The 16,632-nt window shown below is 47.5% G+C and carries 14 protein-coding genes; all 14 read left to right on the top strand.

What is annotated here, in order from left to right:
- Positions 1 to 33 precede the first annotated feature (33 nt).
- The 14 genes from rsmH to K8S15_10260 all read left to right on the top strand — a co-directional run bounded on the left by rsmH (position 34) and on the right by K8S15_10260 (position 16,616).
- Positions 34 to 945, top strand: a complete 912-nt coding sequence (rsmH, locus tag K8S15_10325) for a 16S rRNA (cytosine(1402)-N(4))-methyltransferase RsmH (protein ID MCD4776430.1) — start codon at positions 34 to 36, stop codon at positions 943 to 945.
- Complete coding sequence (locus tag K8S15_10320) at positions 942 to 1,256, top strand: hypothetical protein (protein MCD4776429.1); 315 nt, start codon at positions 942 to 944, stop codon at positions 1,254 to 1,256. The genes rsmH and K8S15_10320 overlap by 4 nt, the downstream gene beginning before the upstream one ends.
- Entirely contained in the window at positions 1,237 to 2,952 is a 1,716-nt protein-coding gene (locus K8S15_10315; GenBank protein MCD4776428.1) for a penicillin-binding protein 2, read from the top strand. Before K8S15_10320 ends, K8S15_10315 begins: the two co-directional genes overlap by 20 nt.
- A complete protein-coding gene (locus tag K8S15_10310) occupies positions 2,949 to 4,394 on the top strand; it encodes a UDP-N-acetylmuramoyl-L-alanyl-D-glutamate--2,6-diaminopimelate ligase (protein ID MCD4776427.1) in 1,446 nt (481 codons plus the stop codon). Before K8S15_10315 ends, K8S15_10310 begins: the two co-directional genes overlap by 4 nt.
- The gene (locus K8S15_10305; protein ID MCD4776426.1) at positions 4,394 to 5,707 is read left to right on the top strand and encodes a UDP-N-acetylmuramoyl-tripeptide--D-alanyl-D-alanine ligase; all 1,314 of its coding nucleotides are present in this window, start codon (positions 4,394 to 4,396) and stop codon (positions 5,705 to 5,707) included. Before K8S15_10310 ends, K8S15_10305 begins: the two co-directional genes overlap by 1 nt.
- Positions 5,707 to 6,867 carry a phospho-N-acetylmuramoyl-pentapeptide-transferase gene (mraY, locus tag K8S15_10300; protein ID MCD4776425.1) on the top strand — a complete coding sequence of 387 codons (1,161 nt, stop codon included), beginning with the start codon at positions 5,707 to 5,709 and terminating at the stop codon, positions 6,865 to 6,867. Before K8S15_10305 ends, mraY begins: the two co-directional genes overlap by 1 nt.
- A 3-nt stretch (positions 6,868 to 6,870) precedes the next feature.
- Positions 6,871 to 8,208, top strand: a complete 1,338-nt coding sequence (gene murD / locus K8S15_10295) for a UDP-N-acetylmuramoyl-L-alanine--D-glutamate ligase (protein ID MCD4776424.1) — start codon at positions 6,871 to 6,873, stop codon at positions 8,206 to 8,208.
- Entirely contained in the window at positions 8,205 to 9,326 is a 1,122-nt protein-coding gene (locus K8S15_10290) for an FtsW/RodA/SpoVE family cell cycle protein (GenBank protein ID MCD4776423.1), read from the top strand. The genes murD and K8S15_10290 overlap by 4 nt, the downstream gene beginning before the upstream one ends.
- Positions 9,323 to 10,393: a UDP-N-acetylglucosamine--N-acetylmuramyl-(pentapeptide) pyrophosphoryl-undecaprenol N-acetylglucosamine transferase gene (locus tag K8S15_10285; GenBank protein ID MCD4776422.1), complete on the top strand. Its 1,071-nt coding sequence runs from the start codon at positions 9,323 to 9,325 to the stop codon at positions 10,391 to 10,393. Before K8S15_10290 ends, K8S15_10285 begins: the two co-directional genes overlap by 4 nt.
- Positions 10,394 to 11,716, top strand: a complete 1,323-nt coding sequence (murC, locus tag K8S15_10280) for a UDP-N-acetylmuramate--L-alanine ligase (GenBank protein ID MCD4776421.1) — start codon at positions 10,394 to 10,396, stop codon at positions 11,714 to 11,716. It begins immediately after the preceding gene.
- Positions 11,713 to 12,429, top strand: a complete 717-nt coding sequence (locus K8S15_10275; GenBank protein MCD4776420.1) for an FtsQ-type POTRA domain-containing protein — start codon at positions 11,713 to 11,715, stop codon at positions 12,427 to 12,429. Before murC ends, K8S15_10275 begins: the two co-directional genes overlap by 4 nt.
- Positions 12,426 to 13,670 carry a cell division protein FtsA gene (gene ftsA, locus K8S15_10270; GenBank protein ID MCD4776419.1) on the top strand — a complete coding sequence of 415 codons (1,245 nt, stop codon included), beginning with the start codon at positions 12,426 to 12,428 and terminating at the stop codon, positions 13,668 to 13,670. The genes K8S15_10275 and ftsA overlap by 4 nt, the downstream gene beginning before the upstream one ends.
- A gap of 17 nt (positions 13,671 to 13,687) precedes the next feature.
- Complete coding sequence (gene ftsZ / locus K8S15_10265; protein MCD4776418.1) at positions 13,688 to 14,842, top strand: cell division protein FtsZ; 1,155 nt, start codon at positions 13,688 to 13,690, stop codon at positions 14,840 to 14,842.
- A gap of 97 nt (positions 14,843 to 14,939) precedes the next feature.
- Complete coding sequence (locus K8S15_10260; protein ID MCD4776417.1) at positions 14,940 to 16,616, top strand: radical SAM protein; 1,677 nt, start codon at positions 14,940 to 14,942, stop codon at positions 16,614 to 16,616.
- Positions 16,617 to 16,632: the final 16 nt, after the last annotated feature.

Raw genomic sequence — 16,632 nt, 5'->3', positions numbered from 1 at the left:
GAAATCTCTCCACTTGCAGGAGGCCTGGTTTCAATGGGTGCAGGAAGATCGAAAAAAGACAGTCGGGACAGTTTCCGGAATGAAATGGGTGTACTGCCTCATGTGCCAGTTATGGCCAATGAGGTAGTTGATTTTTTTGCGGATGGCCCGAATGAAGGGCTTTTTGTAGATGGAACTGCTGGGGCAGGGGGGCATCTGGCAATGCTTTCAAGAGCAATACCGGGAATGAGTTTTCTGGCTATTGATCGCGATCCTGCGGCCGTATCGATCCTCAGAAGCAGGTTCGGCGATAATCCTGAAGTTACCGTACGGCGCGGGAGTTATACGGAGATACCCGATATCATGAACGAAATGGGATTACCGAAGGCGTCAGCTGCTCTTTTTGATCTGGGTCTTTCATCAATACAGCTTGATGAACCATCGAGGGGATTCTCATACAGGTTCGAAGGTCCCCTTGATATGAGATTCGATGATTCTTCGGGCAAAACCGCGGCAGAACTGCTTAACAGAATGTCCGAAAAAGATATAGCCGATATCATCTACAGATACGGTGAAGAGGGGAGAAGTAGAAGGATAGCAAAAGCGATTGTAACAAACAGGCCTGTAAGAACAACCCTTGAGCTTGCTGCGATAATAAATGGCTCTGTAAAAGGCAGTTCCTATAAAGTGCTTTCAAGGGTATTCCAGGCTCTTAGAATTGCCGTTAACGAAGAGCTTGATCAACTGAACACGCTTATAGATACCCTTGATAGCTGGACCGACACAGGTGCCAGAATTGCATTTATCACGTTTCATTCTATCGAGGACAGAAGGATCAAATTGCTTTTCAGGGATGATCCTTTATACAAGCAGCATTCACCCAAATGGATTATTCCAGGTGAGGACGAGGTAAAGGAAAACAGCAGAGCCAGATCAGCAAGGTTACGTATGGGGATAAGGATATGAAATCAGGAGTACGCAGGATTCTTCTGGTTATCGCAGGGGGATTCTTACTTCTTATCGTGCTTGAAGCTGGTATTTACAACTGGAGACTGCTGCTCTCCATGAGATATAAGAATCTTGCTGAACTGGACCGTCAGCTCAGCTGGAAACGGGACGAATTACTGGTTGAAAGGGCAGCTCTCCTTAATCCTGAACGACTTCAGAAAGTAGGTACAGAATTGGGACTGGCACCCGTACCTCTTCAGAATTTCTCGGTTGTCAGACTGGATTCTGATGTATCCGGGGGTGAGCAGCATGTCTGTATGGAACAGTGAAATTTCCCCCGAAAGGCGCTCCGCGAGACTGAAGATGCTTATGGTTTCAACTCTGATTGGTTTTCTTATTATTGTCGGGAGGCTTGTCAATATTCAGATCGTACACCATCAGCACTATTCCGATGTAGCATGCAATCAGCATACGACACTTATTGATGTGGAAGCACGAAGGGGAAGAATACTGGACAGAAACGGTTACCTTCTGGCCGGTAACAGAGCCGTTGCCACTTTTCAGATCTACTGGCCCGAAGTTCCTTCAGAAGGAATCGTTCTTATCGATAGTCTTGTACGGAAGCTGGGTGAGTATTCGTTGGTGGACTTCCCCGCTGAAAGACGTTCCGGCAATCAGATTTTAGCAATCGATGTTCCTTATCAGGACGCGATTGTCCTGATGAATTCGGGTTTGCCTCCGGGTGTAAGCGTTAATGTTAATCAGGAGCGCACTTATCCTATGGGTGATATTGGAGCCGGAATAGTTGGAAGGTTTACAGCTGAGAATTCAGAAGGAATAGAAGCATGGTTCAACTCAGACCTGCAGGGAATTGACGGCAGGCTGTTTATAGAGAAAAGTGCCACAGGCAGATACAACCTTACTGATCCCGATGCAGACAATACTCCAGCAGTTGATGGACAGGACATCATGCTCACTATAGATGCAAGATTCCAGTGTATTATTATGGAGGAACTTGAAATAGCCACTGACCGGTTCAACTGCGATTGGGCCGCTGCGGTGCTGGTTGATCCGGCAAGCGGGGAGGTTCTTGCAGCCGGCAGTGTGCCGGTAAGGGCTGAAAACGGGTCTCTGGCTATGAACCACTGCTTTCAGGGCTACCATGAACCGGGTTCAACATTCAAAATTGTAGCATATGCAGCCTGCATTGAAGAGGGTCTGATAAACGAAGATGACATGTTCAATTGCAGCGACGGGTTTATAAGTGTTGCAGATCACAATATCTCCGATGCGCACGAAATGGGGATTCTTACCCGCGATGAAATATTAATTAATTCCAGCAATGTGGGTACGGTAATGCTCTCCCGATTTCTTTCAGACACGACTCTCTGTCAGTACTGCAGCCGATTCGGATTCGGTCTGCAGACGATGATCGAATATCCTGATGAGTCGAGGGGAATATTGCCCTATCCCGGGTCTCCTGGATGGTCCGGAGTGTCTTCCGCTCAGATTGCCATAGGGCAGGAGGTAACGGTTACTCCTATTCAGCTTGCATTGGCATACAGTGTGATTGCCAACGGGGGAACCCTTTACTATCCGAGGCTTCTGGAAGCCAGCCTGGATGGAGATCAATGGATGAGCGAGGAATCAATCGTACGATCCCATCCCCTCTCACATGAAACCGCGGAGACTGTACGACGAACGCTGAGGGCTGTTGTTGAGGAAGGAACCGGTGCCAGTGCCGCTGTTGACGGAGTTGCCGTGGGCGGAAAGACAGGTACGGCGGAAAGGCTGAGCGGAGATAGTGATTACCTGAGCGCATTTGTGGGAATGGTTCCCGCTGATAATCCGAGTTTTGTCCTCGCTGTGATAATAGACGGCCCCGATTACGAATACAGATGGGGGAGCGCTTCGGCGGCTCCCGTGTTTTCTGACATTACATCAAGAATTCTTGCAGTTGAACCTGAACTTGCTCTGGGTCATAGAGTTGGGAACAGAAACCTTATGGCAGGGGTAATAGAATGATCCTGTCAGATCTTCTTCGGAAAACCGGAATCCGGATTCCCGGAAAGCTTGCGCCTGTTGAGATAACTTCAATTGAGGAAGACTCAAGAAAAGTTGTCCCGGGATCCCTGTTTGTGGCGATAAGGGGTTTCAAGACCGACGGACATCTTTACATAAAGCAGGCTATCAGCAACGGTGCGGCAGCTGTTCTTACCGAACGGCAGGTTTTTAAAGAACCCCGTATATGCGTTAATCCAGATCATGATAATAGAAGAATTCTGTCCTTGATATCCGCCAGATTCTTCGGTAATCCATGGGATGAACTTGTTACCGTAGGCATAACTGGCACAAATGGAAAAACATCGACTGCCAGAATGCTTCATTGGATTCTTCAGAAGCATGACATGCAGTGCGGGATAATGGGAACAATCGGTCACCTCATTGGCGGGGAGAGCGTAAGGGCAACAGTTACTACACCCGGCTCCCTGGATACTGCTAGAATGATGAGAGAAATGGTTCAGAAGAATGACAGGTGCTGCGTTATGGAAGTGTCGAGTCATGCTCTTTCCCTCAGCAGGGTGGACGATGTGGAATTTGACCTGGCTCTGTTCACGAATATTACACAGGATCATCTGGATTATCATCGAAACATGGAGGAGTATCTCAACTGCAAGAAGCATCTGTTTGACCTTATCAAGAAGGATGGCAGAGCGATCATAGGTACATACTCAGCCGGATATCCCGAGATAGAGAATGCGGTAACATTCGGAATCAGGGAAAGAGATACATACCGTATCGGTGAGATGTCCGGTGGACTTGGTGGAATCTCATTCCTGTTTCATACGGATAATGCTTCAATCCCGGTTGAGATGTCTATTCCCGGCAAGTTCAATATTTACAATGCTGCAGGCGCTCTGTCAGCAGCTGTTGAGCTTGGTATCGATCCAGTATCAGCGTCTGAATCCCTCGGTGATTTCTCAGGTGTACCGGGAAGGTTTCAGTCGGTGAATCTGGGGCAGGATTTCCTGGTTGCGGTTGATTATGCCCATACTCCCGATGCTTTAAAAAGAATATTGACTCAAGCTTCGGAACTAACTGAAAACAGAGTTATCGCAGTCTTTGGCGCAGGTGGTGACAGGGATTCATCCAAGCGGCCTGTCATGGGGCACATAGCGGAAAGCATTGCGGATATTGTAGTGATTACAAGCGATAATCCCAGAACTGAACCGCCCGGTGTCATTATCAATGAAATAATCGCAGGACTCGATTCCGGGTTATCCGATAATGTAATTGTGGAACCTGACAGACGGACCGCCATCAGATCAGCCATCGGTATCGCTGAATCCGGAGATGTAGTAATAGTAGCCGGCAAGGGACATGAAAACTATCAGATCCTTGGGAAGAAACGGATTCATTTCGATGATCGAGAAGAGGCCGCCGCAGCATTGAGAGAGGTGCTGTGATGATGCATCTGGGGGAAATCGCACATGCTATGGGCGGCTTGGTAACTTCGGAGAGCGCTGACAGAAAAGTTGGTCCCGCAGTAATTGATTCAAGGAATTCTTGCCGGGACTGTCTGTTTTTCGCTCTGAGTGGAAGCAGCACGGATGGTCATATGTTCGTTGATGCTGTTCTTGAAAACAACGGTGTTGCTGTAGTGTCTCGTGGCCACCTGCGTGAGAATATTGTACTCGTTGATAACGTTGAGAAGGCACTTCTTGATGCCGCAGAATGGAGAAGAAGCGGTATAGGGTCCAGAATTGTCGCTATTACAGGTTCAAGCGGGAAAACAACCACCAGGCTGTTTCTTACTGCCGCACTTGAATGCAAGTTCAGCGTATACAGTACCAGTGGCAACCTGAACAATCATCTTGGAATGCCGCTTACAATCCTCAACGCTCCGGAAAAAGATCCGGATATTATCGTCCTTGAACTGGGCATGAACCATGCCGGTGAACTGCTGCTTCTAGGCAGAATCGCTTCTCCGACTGATTGTCTTATTACGAATATAGGACATGCTCATATGGAATATTTCAATACTATTGATGACATAGCAAGAGCTAAGGCTGAACTGATACAGACAATTGCTCCCGGTGGAACCTGCGTCATACCTGTAGATGAAGAAATCCTTAAAAGGACTGCTCACGATTGCTCGTTGAATATCAGGTATTTTGGGGACGGTGGAGATGCATGGTTCGAACGGGAAGAAGGTAAATGCATTGTTTACCCATGGAAAGAGGAGCTGAAACTACAATTCCGGGGCGATCACAATATAATGAACGCGGTTTCCGCGGTGCTGATGGCAGACGTATTTGATGTTCAGCCGGACAGAGCCACAGATGCGATTGCGAAAGTCGTTCCCGCAAAGGGCAGGGGCAGAATCGTCAGAGTGGGAGGATTGACCATCCTTGATGAGAGCTACAACGCAAACCCTGATTCAACAAGGGCGTGCCTTGATGTGCTTGAAGGGATAGAAGGGAACAGGGGGGCGGTTCTTGGCGATATGCTGGAACTTGGAGAAGACGCTCCCGGATTTCACGTTGATATACTGAGGAAAGCGGACAGTATTGGGCTGGATTTCATTATTCTGACAGGTGAAGTGTACAATTCCGTAAGAAGCACTGCTGTAAAAACGAGAATAATCACGGCTGATGACTGGATGGAAGCACTGAGGATGCTGAGAAGTACTGTTCCTCCCGAATGCACGGTGCTTGTAAAGGGTTCAAATTCGCTGAAACTCAGTGAACTGGTTCGTTCTATGAAGGAGGGTGTTTGATGCTTTACTGGATCTTGTACCCGCTGAGGGAATCCGTTTCCATTTTCAACCTGTTCGGTTATATCACTTTTCGTGCCGCAGGAGCTACTTTTACCGCTTTAGTTATCATGTTCGCTGCAGGACCCTTCGTAATCAGGTTTCTAAAGAAGCACCAGATTGGACAGACAGTACGGGATGATGGGCCTCAGAGTCATCTGAAAAAAGAAGGTACCCCAACAATGGGAGGTCTTCTCATTCTTCTATCGGTTCTGATACCGGTTCTGCTGTGGGGAAGGCTTGATAACCGATACTTGATTGTTGTGCTTATTTCAACGATATGGATGGGATTGATAGGGCTGCTTGATGACTACTTGAAAGTCGTAAGACACTGCTCCAAAGGGCTTATAGGAAGATACAAGCTCGCAGGGCAGTTCGTTCTGGGTATCGCTCTTGGTGCGTGGCTCTGTTTCAGCCCTGTTGTACCGGGAGGGAATGCCTCGGATCCGTCACTGATACCGTCTGTGCGAACCATTGATCTGGAATCCGCAGAGGGTATCGACATCTTATCTACGGAGACAACCGTTCCGTTCTTCAAGGATATCCGTATAGATCTGGGCTTCTTCTATATACTATTTGTGGCTCTTGTGCTTGCAGGAAGTTCAAATGCGGTTAACCTTACCGATGGCCTGGACGGGCTCGCGACAGGGGTAAGCCTTATTTCGATAATAACATTTGGTGTTATGGCATACCTCCTCGGGCATGTTAATTTTGCTGATTACCTGCAATTCTCATATCTGCCCGGAGTGGGGGAAGTGTCAGTTTTTGCAGGTGCTATGGCTGGCGCATGCCTGGGTTTCCTCTGGTTCAATGCGCCTCCGGCATCGGTTTTTATGGGAGATACCGGATCTCTGGCCCTGGGCGGCGCAATCGGTTCTATGGCAATAGTAACGAAGAATGAACTTCTTCTATTCCTTGTGGGAGGGGTTTTCGTAATGGAGGTTTTCAGCGTGATTTTACAGGTCAGCTGGTTCAAGAAAACCGGAAAACGGGTTTTTCGTATGGCGCCAATTCATCACCATTTTGAGCTTATCGGGTGGATGGAAAGCAAAGTAGTTGTCCGATTCTGGATAATAGCAGCGATTCTGGGACTCCTGGGATTGATCACATTGAAGATCAGGTGAGATATGGGATACTGGACTGACGGACAAAAAAATGTCGGAGTATTCGGGCTTGGAAGGAGCGGAAGGGCCGCAGCCGCGCTTCTCAACCTCAGAGGTTTCTCGGTAACAGGTCTTGACAGCAGTAACGATGTCGCTGTCTGCCGGGACTGCGTCCGGCTGGTAACCGGGGATGATATGATAGACTGTCTGAATAGTCTTGATGGTATTGTAATAAGTCCTGGAATTGATCCTGTGTCACCTCTGCCCGCAGTTGCCAGGGAACTGGGTCTTCCAGTCATAGGAGAGATCGAGCTTGCCTTCCGAAATACCGATATCCCGGTGCTTGCAATTACAGGATCCAATGGAAAAACCACTACTGCGGAATGGCTGGGATATACTCTCAAAAAAGCTGGCCTGAACGCTTGTGTTGCAGGTAATACCGGTTATCCATTCAGCACAGCAGTTATCGAAAATCCTGGTGCGGATTTCTTTGTACTTGAAGTAAGCAGCTATCAACTGCAGACTATTAAGGCTTTCCGTCCCAGCGCCGCGGCAATTCTCAACATCACACCGGATCACCTCAAGCGTCATGGAGATATAAAGGGCTATATCAACGCAAAAGCCAGAATATTCATGAATCAGCATAACAGCGACCTGCTTGTACTCAATCGGGACGATCCCGGATCGGTTCCTCTTGCCCGTAGAACAGCCGGCCTTGAATGGTACTTCGGGATTGGAGAGAACCTTGAAGCAGGAGCCTTTGTCCAGGGGGATTCAATCTACTACGCAGATTCCAGAACAAAAAAATTCGTGATTGATAAACGGGACATATCTCTTTCCGGTCTCCACAACTTGTCAAATGCCCTCGCAGTCGTATGTCTTGCCGGTAAGGCCGGCCTGGAGCCGCAGCAGATGGTTGAAGGGCTTTCATCCTTCCCGGGTGTTCCCCACAGAATTGAATGGATAGGAAAGCACCACGGTGTTTCATTCGTAAACGATTCCAAATCTACTAATCCTGATTCTCTTAACGCGGCGCTGAAGAGTTTTTCGGAACCTGTCATACTGATTGCCGGTGGACTGGCAAAGGAAGCTGATTACAAACAGCTCAAAAGCCTGATAGCCGATCGAGTAAAGGCGCTCATACTGATTGGAGATTCTTCAGCCATGCTGGAAAATTGCTGGTCCGGTTCTACGCCAATTTTCCTGGAAGATGTAATGGAAAACGCTATAAAGCAGGCATTGAATCAGTCACAGGATGGTGATATTGTGCTCCTGAGCCCTGGATGCGCAAGTTTTGACCAGTACAGCAGTTTTGAAGAACGCGGAGAGCATTTCCGGAAGATTGTGGGGGATTTGACTTGAAGAATCTCAAACCGTCCGGAGCTCGTAATACCATGCTTGTGTCAGCGATTCTATTGCTGATTCTGGGAACGTTGGCCGTGTTTACCGCCAGTTCGTTTAAATCACTGCTGCTAACGGATTCTGAATCAAGTACAGTGTTTCTACTGCCTCATGTTAAAAAGGTATTGATCGGAATTCTCGCAGGGCTGCTCGCTTGGAGCATGCCACCGACCACACTGAAGAAGGCAGCTCCGATATTGTACGTTCTATCCCTGGCTATGTTGGTTCTTCTAATGGTTCTCAGAGGATCTCACTGGGCACCGGTGATCAACGGATCATCGAGATGGCTGGTTCTATTCAGCGGGTTTCGGATAATGCCTTCAGAAATAGCCAGAATTGCATATATAATCCTTGCCGCCTCCCTCGTATCTGATGGCGTCATCCGCGCGAGGACAGGCGCCGGTATAGTCTGTCTCACAGTTCTTGCTCTGATTCCAGCGGCACTTGTGGCATTTCAGCCTGATTTCGCGGGTGGGATGTACATACTCTCTGTCATGGTCATTGTTCTTTTTCTTGCTGAATCCAGATTCAGGGACATGGTGGTTCTCTTCCTGGTTATGCTTGCCCTGGCTTCTATTGTCGTCTTTTCGTCCGAGTACAGAAGGGAAAGACTGGTCAGCTGGTTTTCTCCGGAGGATGCAGCGGAGGCTTCAACTTATCAGCCTGAACAGGCCTGCATCGCACTGGGCAGCGGCGGAATAATGGGAAGGGGAATTGGCAGGGGAAGGCAGCAGAGAGGTTTTCTGCCTGAGGCGTTCTCTGACTACATACTTGCAGTAATCGGTGAGGAATCGGGGTTTGCCGGTGTTCTACTGATACTGTCTTTATTGCTTCTACTGCTGATGTCGGGGTGGACTATTGCTGATAATGCTGATCACCTGTTCGGTTACCTGGTTTCTGGAGGTTTGATAGCTTCAATTGCCCTGGGGCTGTTCATTCATATCGCTGTTGTTACCAGGATGTTTCCATCTACAGGTATGCCGCTCCCACTTGTTTCATGGGGTGGTTCAAATCTCATGGTAACGATAGGAACTTTGGGAATAGTATCAAGGGTGGCAAGTGAGGGGATACGGGAATGAAGGTTGTAATAGCCGGAGGAGGTACCGGTGGGCATATAAGTCCTGCAATTGCCGTAGCAGAAGCCATCTGGGAGAAGAAACCAGATACTGTAATCGATTTTATTGCAACGCCCAGGCCCGTTGATCAAAGGATGTATAGCAAGATAGGAAGTACCGTGCATATACTCAACCCTCCACGGATTGATAGAGGTATTTCTGATATTGTATTGCTGCCATTCAGGGCAGTCAGGGAGTTCATAAGGGCAAGAAAACTGCTTCAAGAACTGGATGCTTCCGTACTCTTCGCGACCGGAGGCTACCCCTGCTTTTTCCCTGTGGCCGCAGCACGCAGCCTGGGCATTCCCTCAATAATACATGAATCGAACAGCATACCCGGAAGGGCGAACAGGCTGGCCTCCCGTTTTGCGGATAAAGTGCTGACAGGCTTCTACTCATCAGCCTCCGGTTTCAGAAAAACAACTGTTTACACCGGTAATCCTGTAAGGCTTTCCCTTCGGAGATACGATAGAGAATTCGCAAGGGAAAAATTGAATATTCCCGATGGTGTTCCAGTAGTGCTTTTTCTTGGTGGCAGCCAGGGTGCCAGAGCGATTAATGATATAGCTTTGAAAGTTCCTGAGGGAATTCAGGTACTGCTTCAGTGCGGCAGCAGGGATAAAGAGAGAACTAAGAGTGAATCACCCTGCCTTCAGAGGATTCAGGTTATTGATTTCACGGATGATCCGGCATTGCTCTACTCCGCAGCTGATATTGCAGTGGCACGTTCAGGCGCAATGACAGTCGCTGAACTGACATGGTTCAGAATTCCAGCGGTCTACATACCCTATCCATTTGCCGCAGACAACCATCAAGAATGGAATGCCAGAGAAATAGCTGACAAGCATGGAGCTCTTTTAGTTTTACAGGACAGCGCAGACGCGGATGTTCTGTGGGAAATAGTAGATCATCTGCTTGAAGATACCGATGAAATTAGAAGAATGAAAAATTGCCTGGAGGAAACAATGCATGATAACCCGGCAGGAATAATCGCGGAGATCGTTATGAATACCGCGCTGAAGGGTTCGTAAATGAATACCAGAGTGCATCTCATAGGAATCTGTGGGAGCGGAATGAGTTCCCTTGCTCTTTGGTACCAGAACCGCGGTTTTGAGGTTAGTGGCTGTGACAGAAGTCCCGGCGAAAATCTTGCCGAATTGAAAAATGCGGGAATCGCTGTTTCGGATGAACATAATCCTTCTCATGTTGAAGAAATCGACCTTGTTGTCTTCAGCGCCGCGATACCCTCGGATCACCCGGAGATCATGAGGGCCAGGGCAAAAGGAATAGAAGTCCTGCGAAGAAGCGAAGCTCTTGCCGAACTGGCGAACGCTTCAGAATTACTGGCGGTAGCCGGTGCTCACGGAAAGACGACAACAACAGCTATGACAGGCTGGATACTTCAGGAAACTGGTTACAATCCGACAGTTATGGTCGGTGGTGAAGTTAAAGCGTGGGGCGGGAATTTCAGGTCAGGATCCATGCGTACGGTAGTTGAAGCAGACGAATATGACAGAACATTTCTCAGATTAAGACCCGAATCTGCCGCCGTTACCTCTTTCGCCATTGAACACCTGGAATGTTATGGAACTCCGGAAGCACTGTCAGTCGCATTCGGGGTATTTCTGGAAATGACCAGACCCGGAGGATCGGTAATTGTACCTTTAATAAACAGAGATCTGGCGAGATGGGCCGAAAGGATAGATAGAAAGGTAATCACAACCGGGCCGGATGGTTCGGTATTCTGCAGATTCATTGAAGCTGATCCATGGCAGCAGAAATATCTGATAGATGGAATTGAAGCGAAATTACCTCTTCCTGGTGATCATAACCTGAGAAATGCAGAAACGGCCATAGCTCTTTCATCAACTGTCGGAGTGAAAACGGAAGAATCCGTTAGAGCTCTTGAATCCTTTCCCGGTGTATCAAGACGTCTTGAAAAAATCGGGGTTTATGGTTCCGCTGTTGTTCTTTCCGATTATGCGCATCATCCCGATGAGATTGATGCTGCCCTCCAGGGAGTATCTCAGCTTTCAGATGGAAAGATCGGTGTTGTATTTCAGCCGCATCTCTACTCAAGAACCGCATCACAGTCTGAGGAAATGGGCAGGGCACTCAGCAGAGCCGACTGGGCGCTGGTATTGCCTATTTATCCGTCGAGGGAGCTGCCTATACCGGGCGTCAGTAGCCGGTTAGTTGTTGACGCGTCAATAAGATCAGGTTGCGATTGCAGGTTGTGCGCTTTTGACGAATTGCGTGAAGTCCTGAAGGAGAAAATGGCTGAAATTATAGTATTTATGGGCGCCGGCAGTGTTGACTGCTATGCAAGAGAACTTGTGGAGGAGATCGAATGAAGGATCGACGCAGGACGGCATTCTGGCTGCTGCTAATATCGGGGATCTCAGCTTTTGCACTTGCCATGGGCTACAGATGGTTCGAAAGAGGGGGAGTATTCGACCTTGATAATATCAGGATAAGGGGAATACGACATGCGGATTCTGCCGCAGTTTGTGAGGTCGTTGAATCTCTGTTCGGTACATCGATCTGGCAACTTGATCCATCCGAGATTCAAACGATGCTGTCTGTTGTGCCAGGTATAGATTCAGTGAATGTAAGCCGGGCGCCATTGAGCGGCCTGATACTTGATATCAAAATATCGGAACCTGTTTTCGCCGTAAGCGATTCGTCGGGAATCATGGCTGTTTCTTCCATGGGTGAAGTTCTTCCACCACGCTTTCTTACCGACAGTATACCTGTAATTCAATCCAGGGAGAGGATAGGGGCTGCAGTTTCAAGGAATCTGGCGGCATGGTTCAGAGCTGGTGAGATTCAATATGACAGTCTACATTTCAGATATACGGACAGAGGATTCTCTGTATTCGTGAATAACGGATATGAAGTTCTTCTTGGAGCTGATCAACTTTCTGATAGATGGGATTGTTACCGACAGCTTGCATCTTCAGTATCCGGTTTCGACAATTTGCAGCAGGTTGATATGAGATACTCCAATCAGGCAATTCTGAGAGAATCAACGGAGAGTACACCATCTCAGGGGTACGAAATATGAACACCGATATTTATGCAGGAATTGATATAGGTAGCGAGAACGTTATCTGTGTTGTGGCAGAAGCTGATGAACAGGGAGCTTTGCATATAACCGGAGCAGGCCAGGCTCCCACTTCGGGAAGTGTAATCGAGGGCGTGATCGTAGACCTTGAAGGTGCTACTGAAGCAGCGTCGCAAGCTATCGAAGAAGCAGAATCGATAGCATCATGGAAAGTAATCGACACCGCAGTGTCAATAAGCGGATCACATGTGCGGGGCTTTCCCGGCAGGGGAACGGTGAATATTGAGCAAGAGGATGAATTCGTATCAGGGAAAGTAACCTGGATAGATATTGAGGATGCGATGGAAACCGCGCAACTGATAAAATTGCCAAGAGAATCCATGGTCCTAAGAACCGAGAAATGCGGATATACAATAGACGGTTCAAGCAGGCTCCTGAGGCCTCCTGTAGGACTCCGAGCCGAAAGGCTTACAGCAGATATTTATATGGTTACAGCTGATAGAACCGCTGTTCTGAATCTTGAGCAGGTTATCCTGGACGCCGGTAAGAATGTCTCGGTTATTTATCCGGCTGCTTCCGCATCTGCCAGATCTGTCCTTACCCCTGACGAAATGGAAATGGGCGTAGTTCTCGCAGATATTGGAGCTGACACTACTGATTTAGCTGTTTTCCATTCCGGTGTTCTGGCTCATCTCGCGGTAATACCAGGTGGAGGAGAATCGATTACAAGGGCTCTGCAGCAGATTCGTATTCCCAGACATGAAGCTGAAAGGCTGAAGAGGGAGTTCATCGATCTTGCCGGACGGTTGAAAACGAGTGACAGAGAAATATCGGTGAACTCATTCGGTGGAAGGAGTACTATTCCAATTACGGATGAAACCGTGAACGAAATTGCATATAGAAGTGCTGGCAATCTCATAGGAGACATTCTCTGTGAACTTAAGCAGGTGGGTATTCAGGAATCGGATCTTCCTGCGGGGATCGTTCTCTCCGGTGGAACTTCCCACCTGAGAGGCTTTACCAGTGTGGCTTCCAGGATAATTGGAATCCCTGTTGAAGTGGGAAAGCCGGGCGGGATAGACATGTCGTCTTCATTGATAGAAAGCGCCGAATTCGCTAACGCTGTGGGACTTGTCCTGCTTTCACATGAAGAGGAAAATGAGTTCGAGAGAAGAAAGAAATCAAATCCATTAGGTAAAGTGACATCACAAATAAAAGGAATGATAAGGAAACTCAGATAGTGAACAGAGGAGGGAAAATGATACCGCAGGAGGAAGGACCCAGGCTGCAGATAGTTGATGTGACCGAGGAATTTCACGGTAAGCCTAAAATAGTAGTTGCTGGTCTTGGCGGATGCGGATGCAACGCAATTGACAGGATGCTGAGCGCTGACATAGTGGGCGTTGAGTATCTTGCGATGAATACTGATCTTCAAGCTCTTCAAAGCTGCGAACCTGATCTGAAGGTGCAGCTCGGTCCGAAGCTTACCGGAGGATTGGGAGCTGGCGGAAATGTTGAAACCGGGGAGAGTTCCGCTGAGGAGAGCAGGGATGAAATTATCGAAAGCCTTCAGGGTTGCAGTATGGTTTTCATAACGGCTGGTATGGGTGGTGGAACAGGTACCGGAGCAGCTCCCGTTGTGGCACGAATAGCACGGGATCTAAATGCGATCACAGTAGGTGTGGTTACAAGGCCGTTTGAGATTGAGGGCTCCGTTAAGAAAAACAGGGCTGAGCAGGGGATATCCGCGCTCAGAAAAGAGGTGGATACACTGATTGTGATTCCTAACGACAGTCTGCGACGTGAAGCGGGAGATGAAGAAACTCTTTGTAATGCACTGGAGAGAGGTAACAGGACTCTGAAGGATGCTGTGGAAGGTATCGCGAATATAATCTCCTCTCCCGGACTTATGAATCTTGATTTCCAGGATATCAAGAAAGTCATCACCACTGGTGGAGGAGCTATGATGGGCACCGGTTGCTGTAATGGTGAACACCGCGCATCCGAAGCCGCAAGCAGAGCCATATCAGACCCTCTTCTTGAGAATGTATCAATAGAGGGAGCGCAGTCCCTTCTGGTTAGCATCCAGGCTTCTTCATCCATGAAATTTGCTGAATTCCATGAAGCAGTGGAAATTGTGACAAAGGCTGTGGGATCCCAGGCTGATGTGTCTCTAGGAACAAGCATAGTTGAAAGCATGGATGATAAGCTGAAGGTTACGGTAATTGCCACTGGTTTTGGTGAGGTTGAATATCCCGAGATTGATTCTATGGATATTAGACTGCCAGAAGGTTTGAAGTCGAAGAGTTCCGAAAGGGATATGGACAGGGAAAAACTGCCATTCATTCTTGGAGCAGCAAGGTCAAGCGGAAAGGAAGAAAAGAGAAAGCAGCCACCATTCTTCAGAAGATAGTATAGCTAGTTGTATAACATGCATGTAGAGGTCTCATCTAGCAATATGTATTTCATTATCATATATTACTCCCATCTATGAATGGAGGGTAATATCTATGAGCAGAAAACCTGCAGCCGAATACTATGATGAACGTCGACGCAGGCTAGTTGATAATGAAACCAGTACCCATGCCATTTCTCGGCAGGGTATTTTCGAAATAATCTTAGCTTCGCCTAAAGAATACAGCACCGCGATGTCTTCTATCAGATACCAGAGTATTTTCAAACAGCTCTCCTCCTGGCCGGAAACCTGCTGTGAAAGAGCATTCTATCCTGATAAGGATGAATTACACTGGAGAAGCAGATACGGATATTCAACGGAAACACTTGAAACTGGTAAACCTATCAGTCAGTGTGATCTCCTTGTTTTCACAACTTCTGGCGAGGATGATTATCTAAAAGTTCTTGAGATGATGAAACTATCTGATATAAAACTCAGAGCTGAGTATAGAACCAACAAATGGCCGCTGGTTATCGCTGAGGGGATACCAGTCACAGCTAATCCACTGCCTCTTTCACTTTTCATGGATGCCTTTGTAATTGGCGAGACAGAACCTTCAATAGGACCTGTTCTTGATACTATTAAAAGCCTTGGTGCTCAGGGTGCATCAAAGAAAAAACTCCTTCGCAGGCTTGCTGCTCTTCCCGGTATGTACATCCCTTCCGTGCATGACATCCCAGGTACTGTCAGCTCTATTATGCGTCAGTGGGCAGGTTCTGATGGCATGGGAATGACCTCTTTCATACATTCCCCGGATTGTATTGACAGTGATACAACAATACTCGAGATATCTCGGGGATGTCCTTTCAACTGCAAGTTTTGTCAGGCAGGATATGTAAGCCTTCCTTATAGAGAATGCAAACTTGAAGAGCTGGAAGGAATTATCAGCAATTTGCCAGATATCAAAAAGCTGGCACTGCTTGGCAGTTCACCAAGATCTCATCCCGATCTCCGCAAGATCATCAAAGCGGCGAAGAAACGAAGTCTAAAGGTTATGCTCTGCTCACATAAGTATGAAGACCAGATCCATTCGAATGAGCTGCCTCAAGATTTTAACGAGAAATCTGTGGTTCTTTCCCCTGAAACAGGAACGGATTCACTAAGGAGAGTAATAGGGAAGAAGCTTACGAACGAACAGCTTTTTAAATCCGTTGAAAAACATACAGATGATACAATAAGTAATATCAAGATTTATTTCATGATAGGATTACCTTTCGAAACTGAAGCGGACAGGGAATCAATAATTGACTTTGTAAAAGAGGTTCGTGATAGAGTTTCGCTACCTATACATATCAGTATAGATCCCTTTATACCGAAACCATGGACTGCTTTCCAATGGTCTGCGATGGCCAGTCCCACTGATCTTAGGGAGTGGATAGACTGGTTCGAAACCGAGTTTAGAAAGATCGATAAGGTTTCTGTGACATTCGGAGATCCACGAATGGCGCATATTAAAGCTCTTCTTGCAAGGGGAGACCATAGAACGAGCGCAGTTCTTGAGGAAAAACTTGCAGGCGTAGGCTGGAATACCGCTTTTAAAAAGGCAGACGTAAACATAAGATGGGTTTTAGAAGAAATTGATACTGAAATCTCATTCGAATGGAGTTTCCTTAACATGGGCTTCGGGCATACAAGGCTTGCCCGTGAATACCACGCATCCTTTTCTCTCAATCAGAATAGATTGAAGAATCTTGAAAAGGAATCAGAAGAGGAAGCTCTGACTAGTAACTGATAATAATTTCAATAAG

Source organism: Candidatus Aegiribacteria sp. (genome assembly GCA_021108005.1).
Taxonomy (GTDB): Bacteria; Fermentibacterota; Fermentibacteria; order Fermentibacterales; family JCC-6; genus Aegiribacteria.
This window is presented reverse-complemented; position numbering and strand designations above follow the sequence as displayed.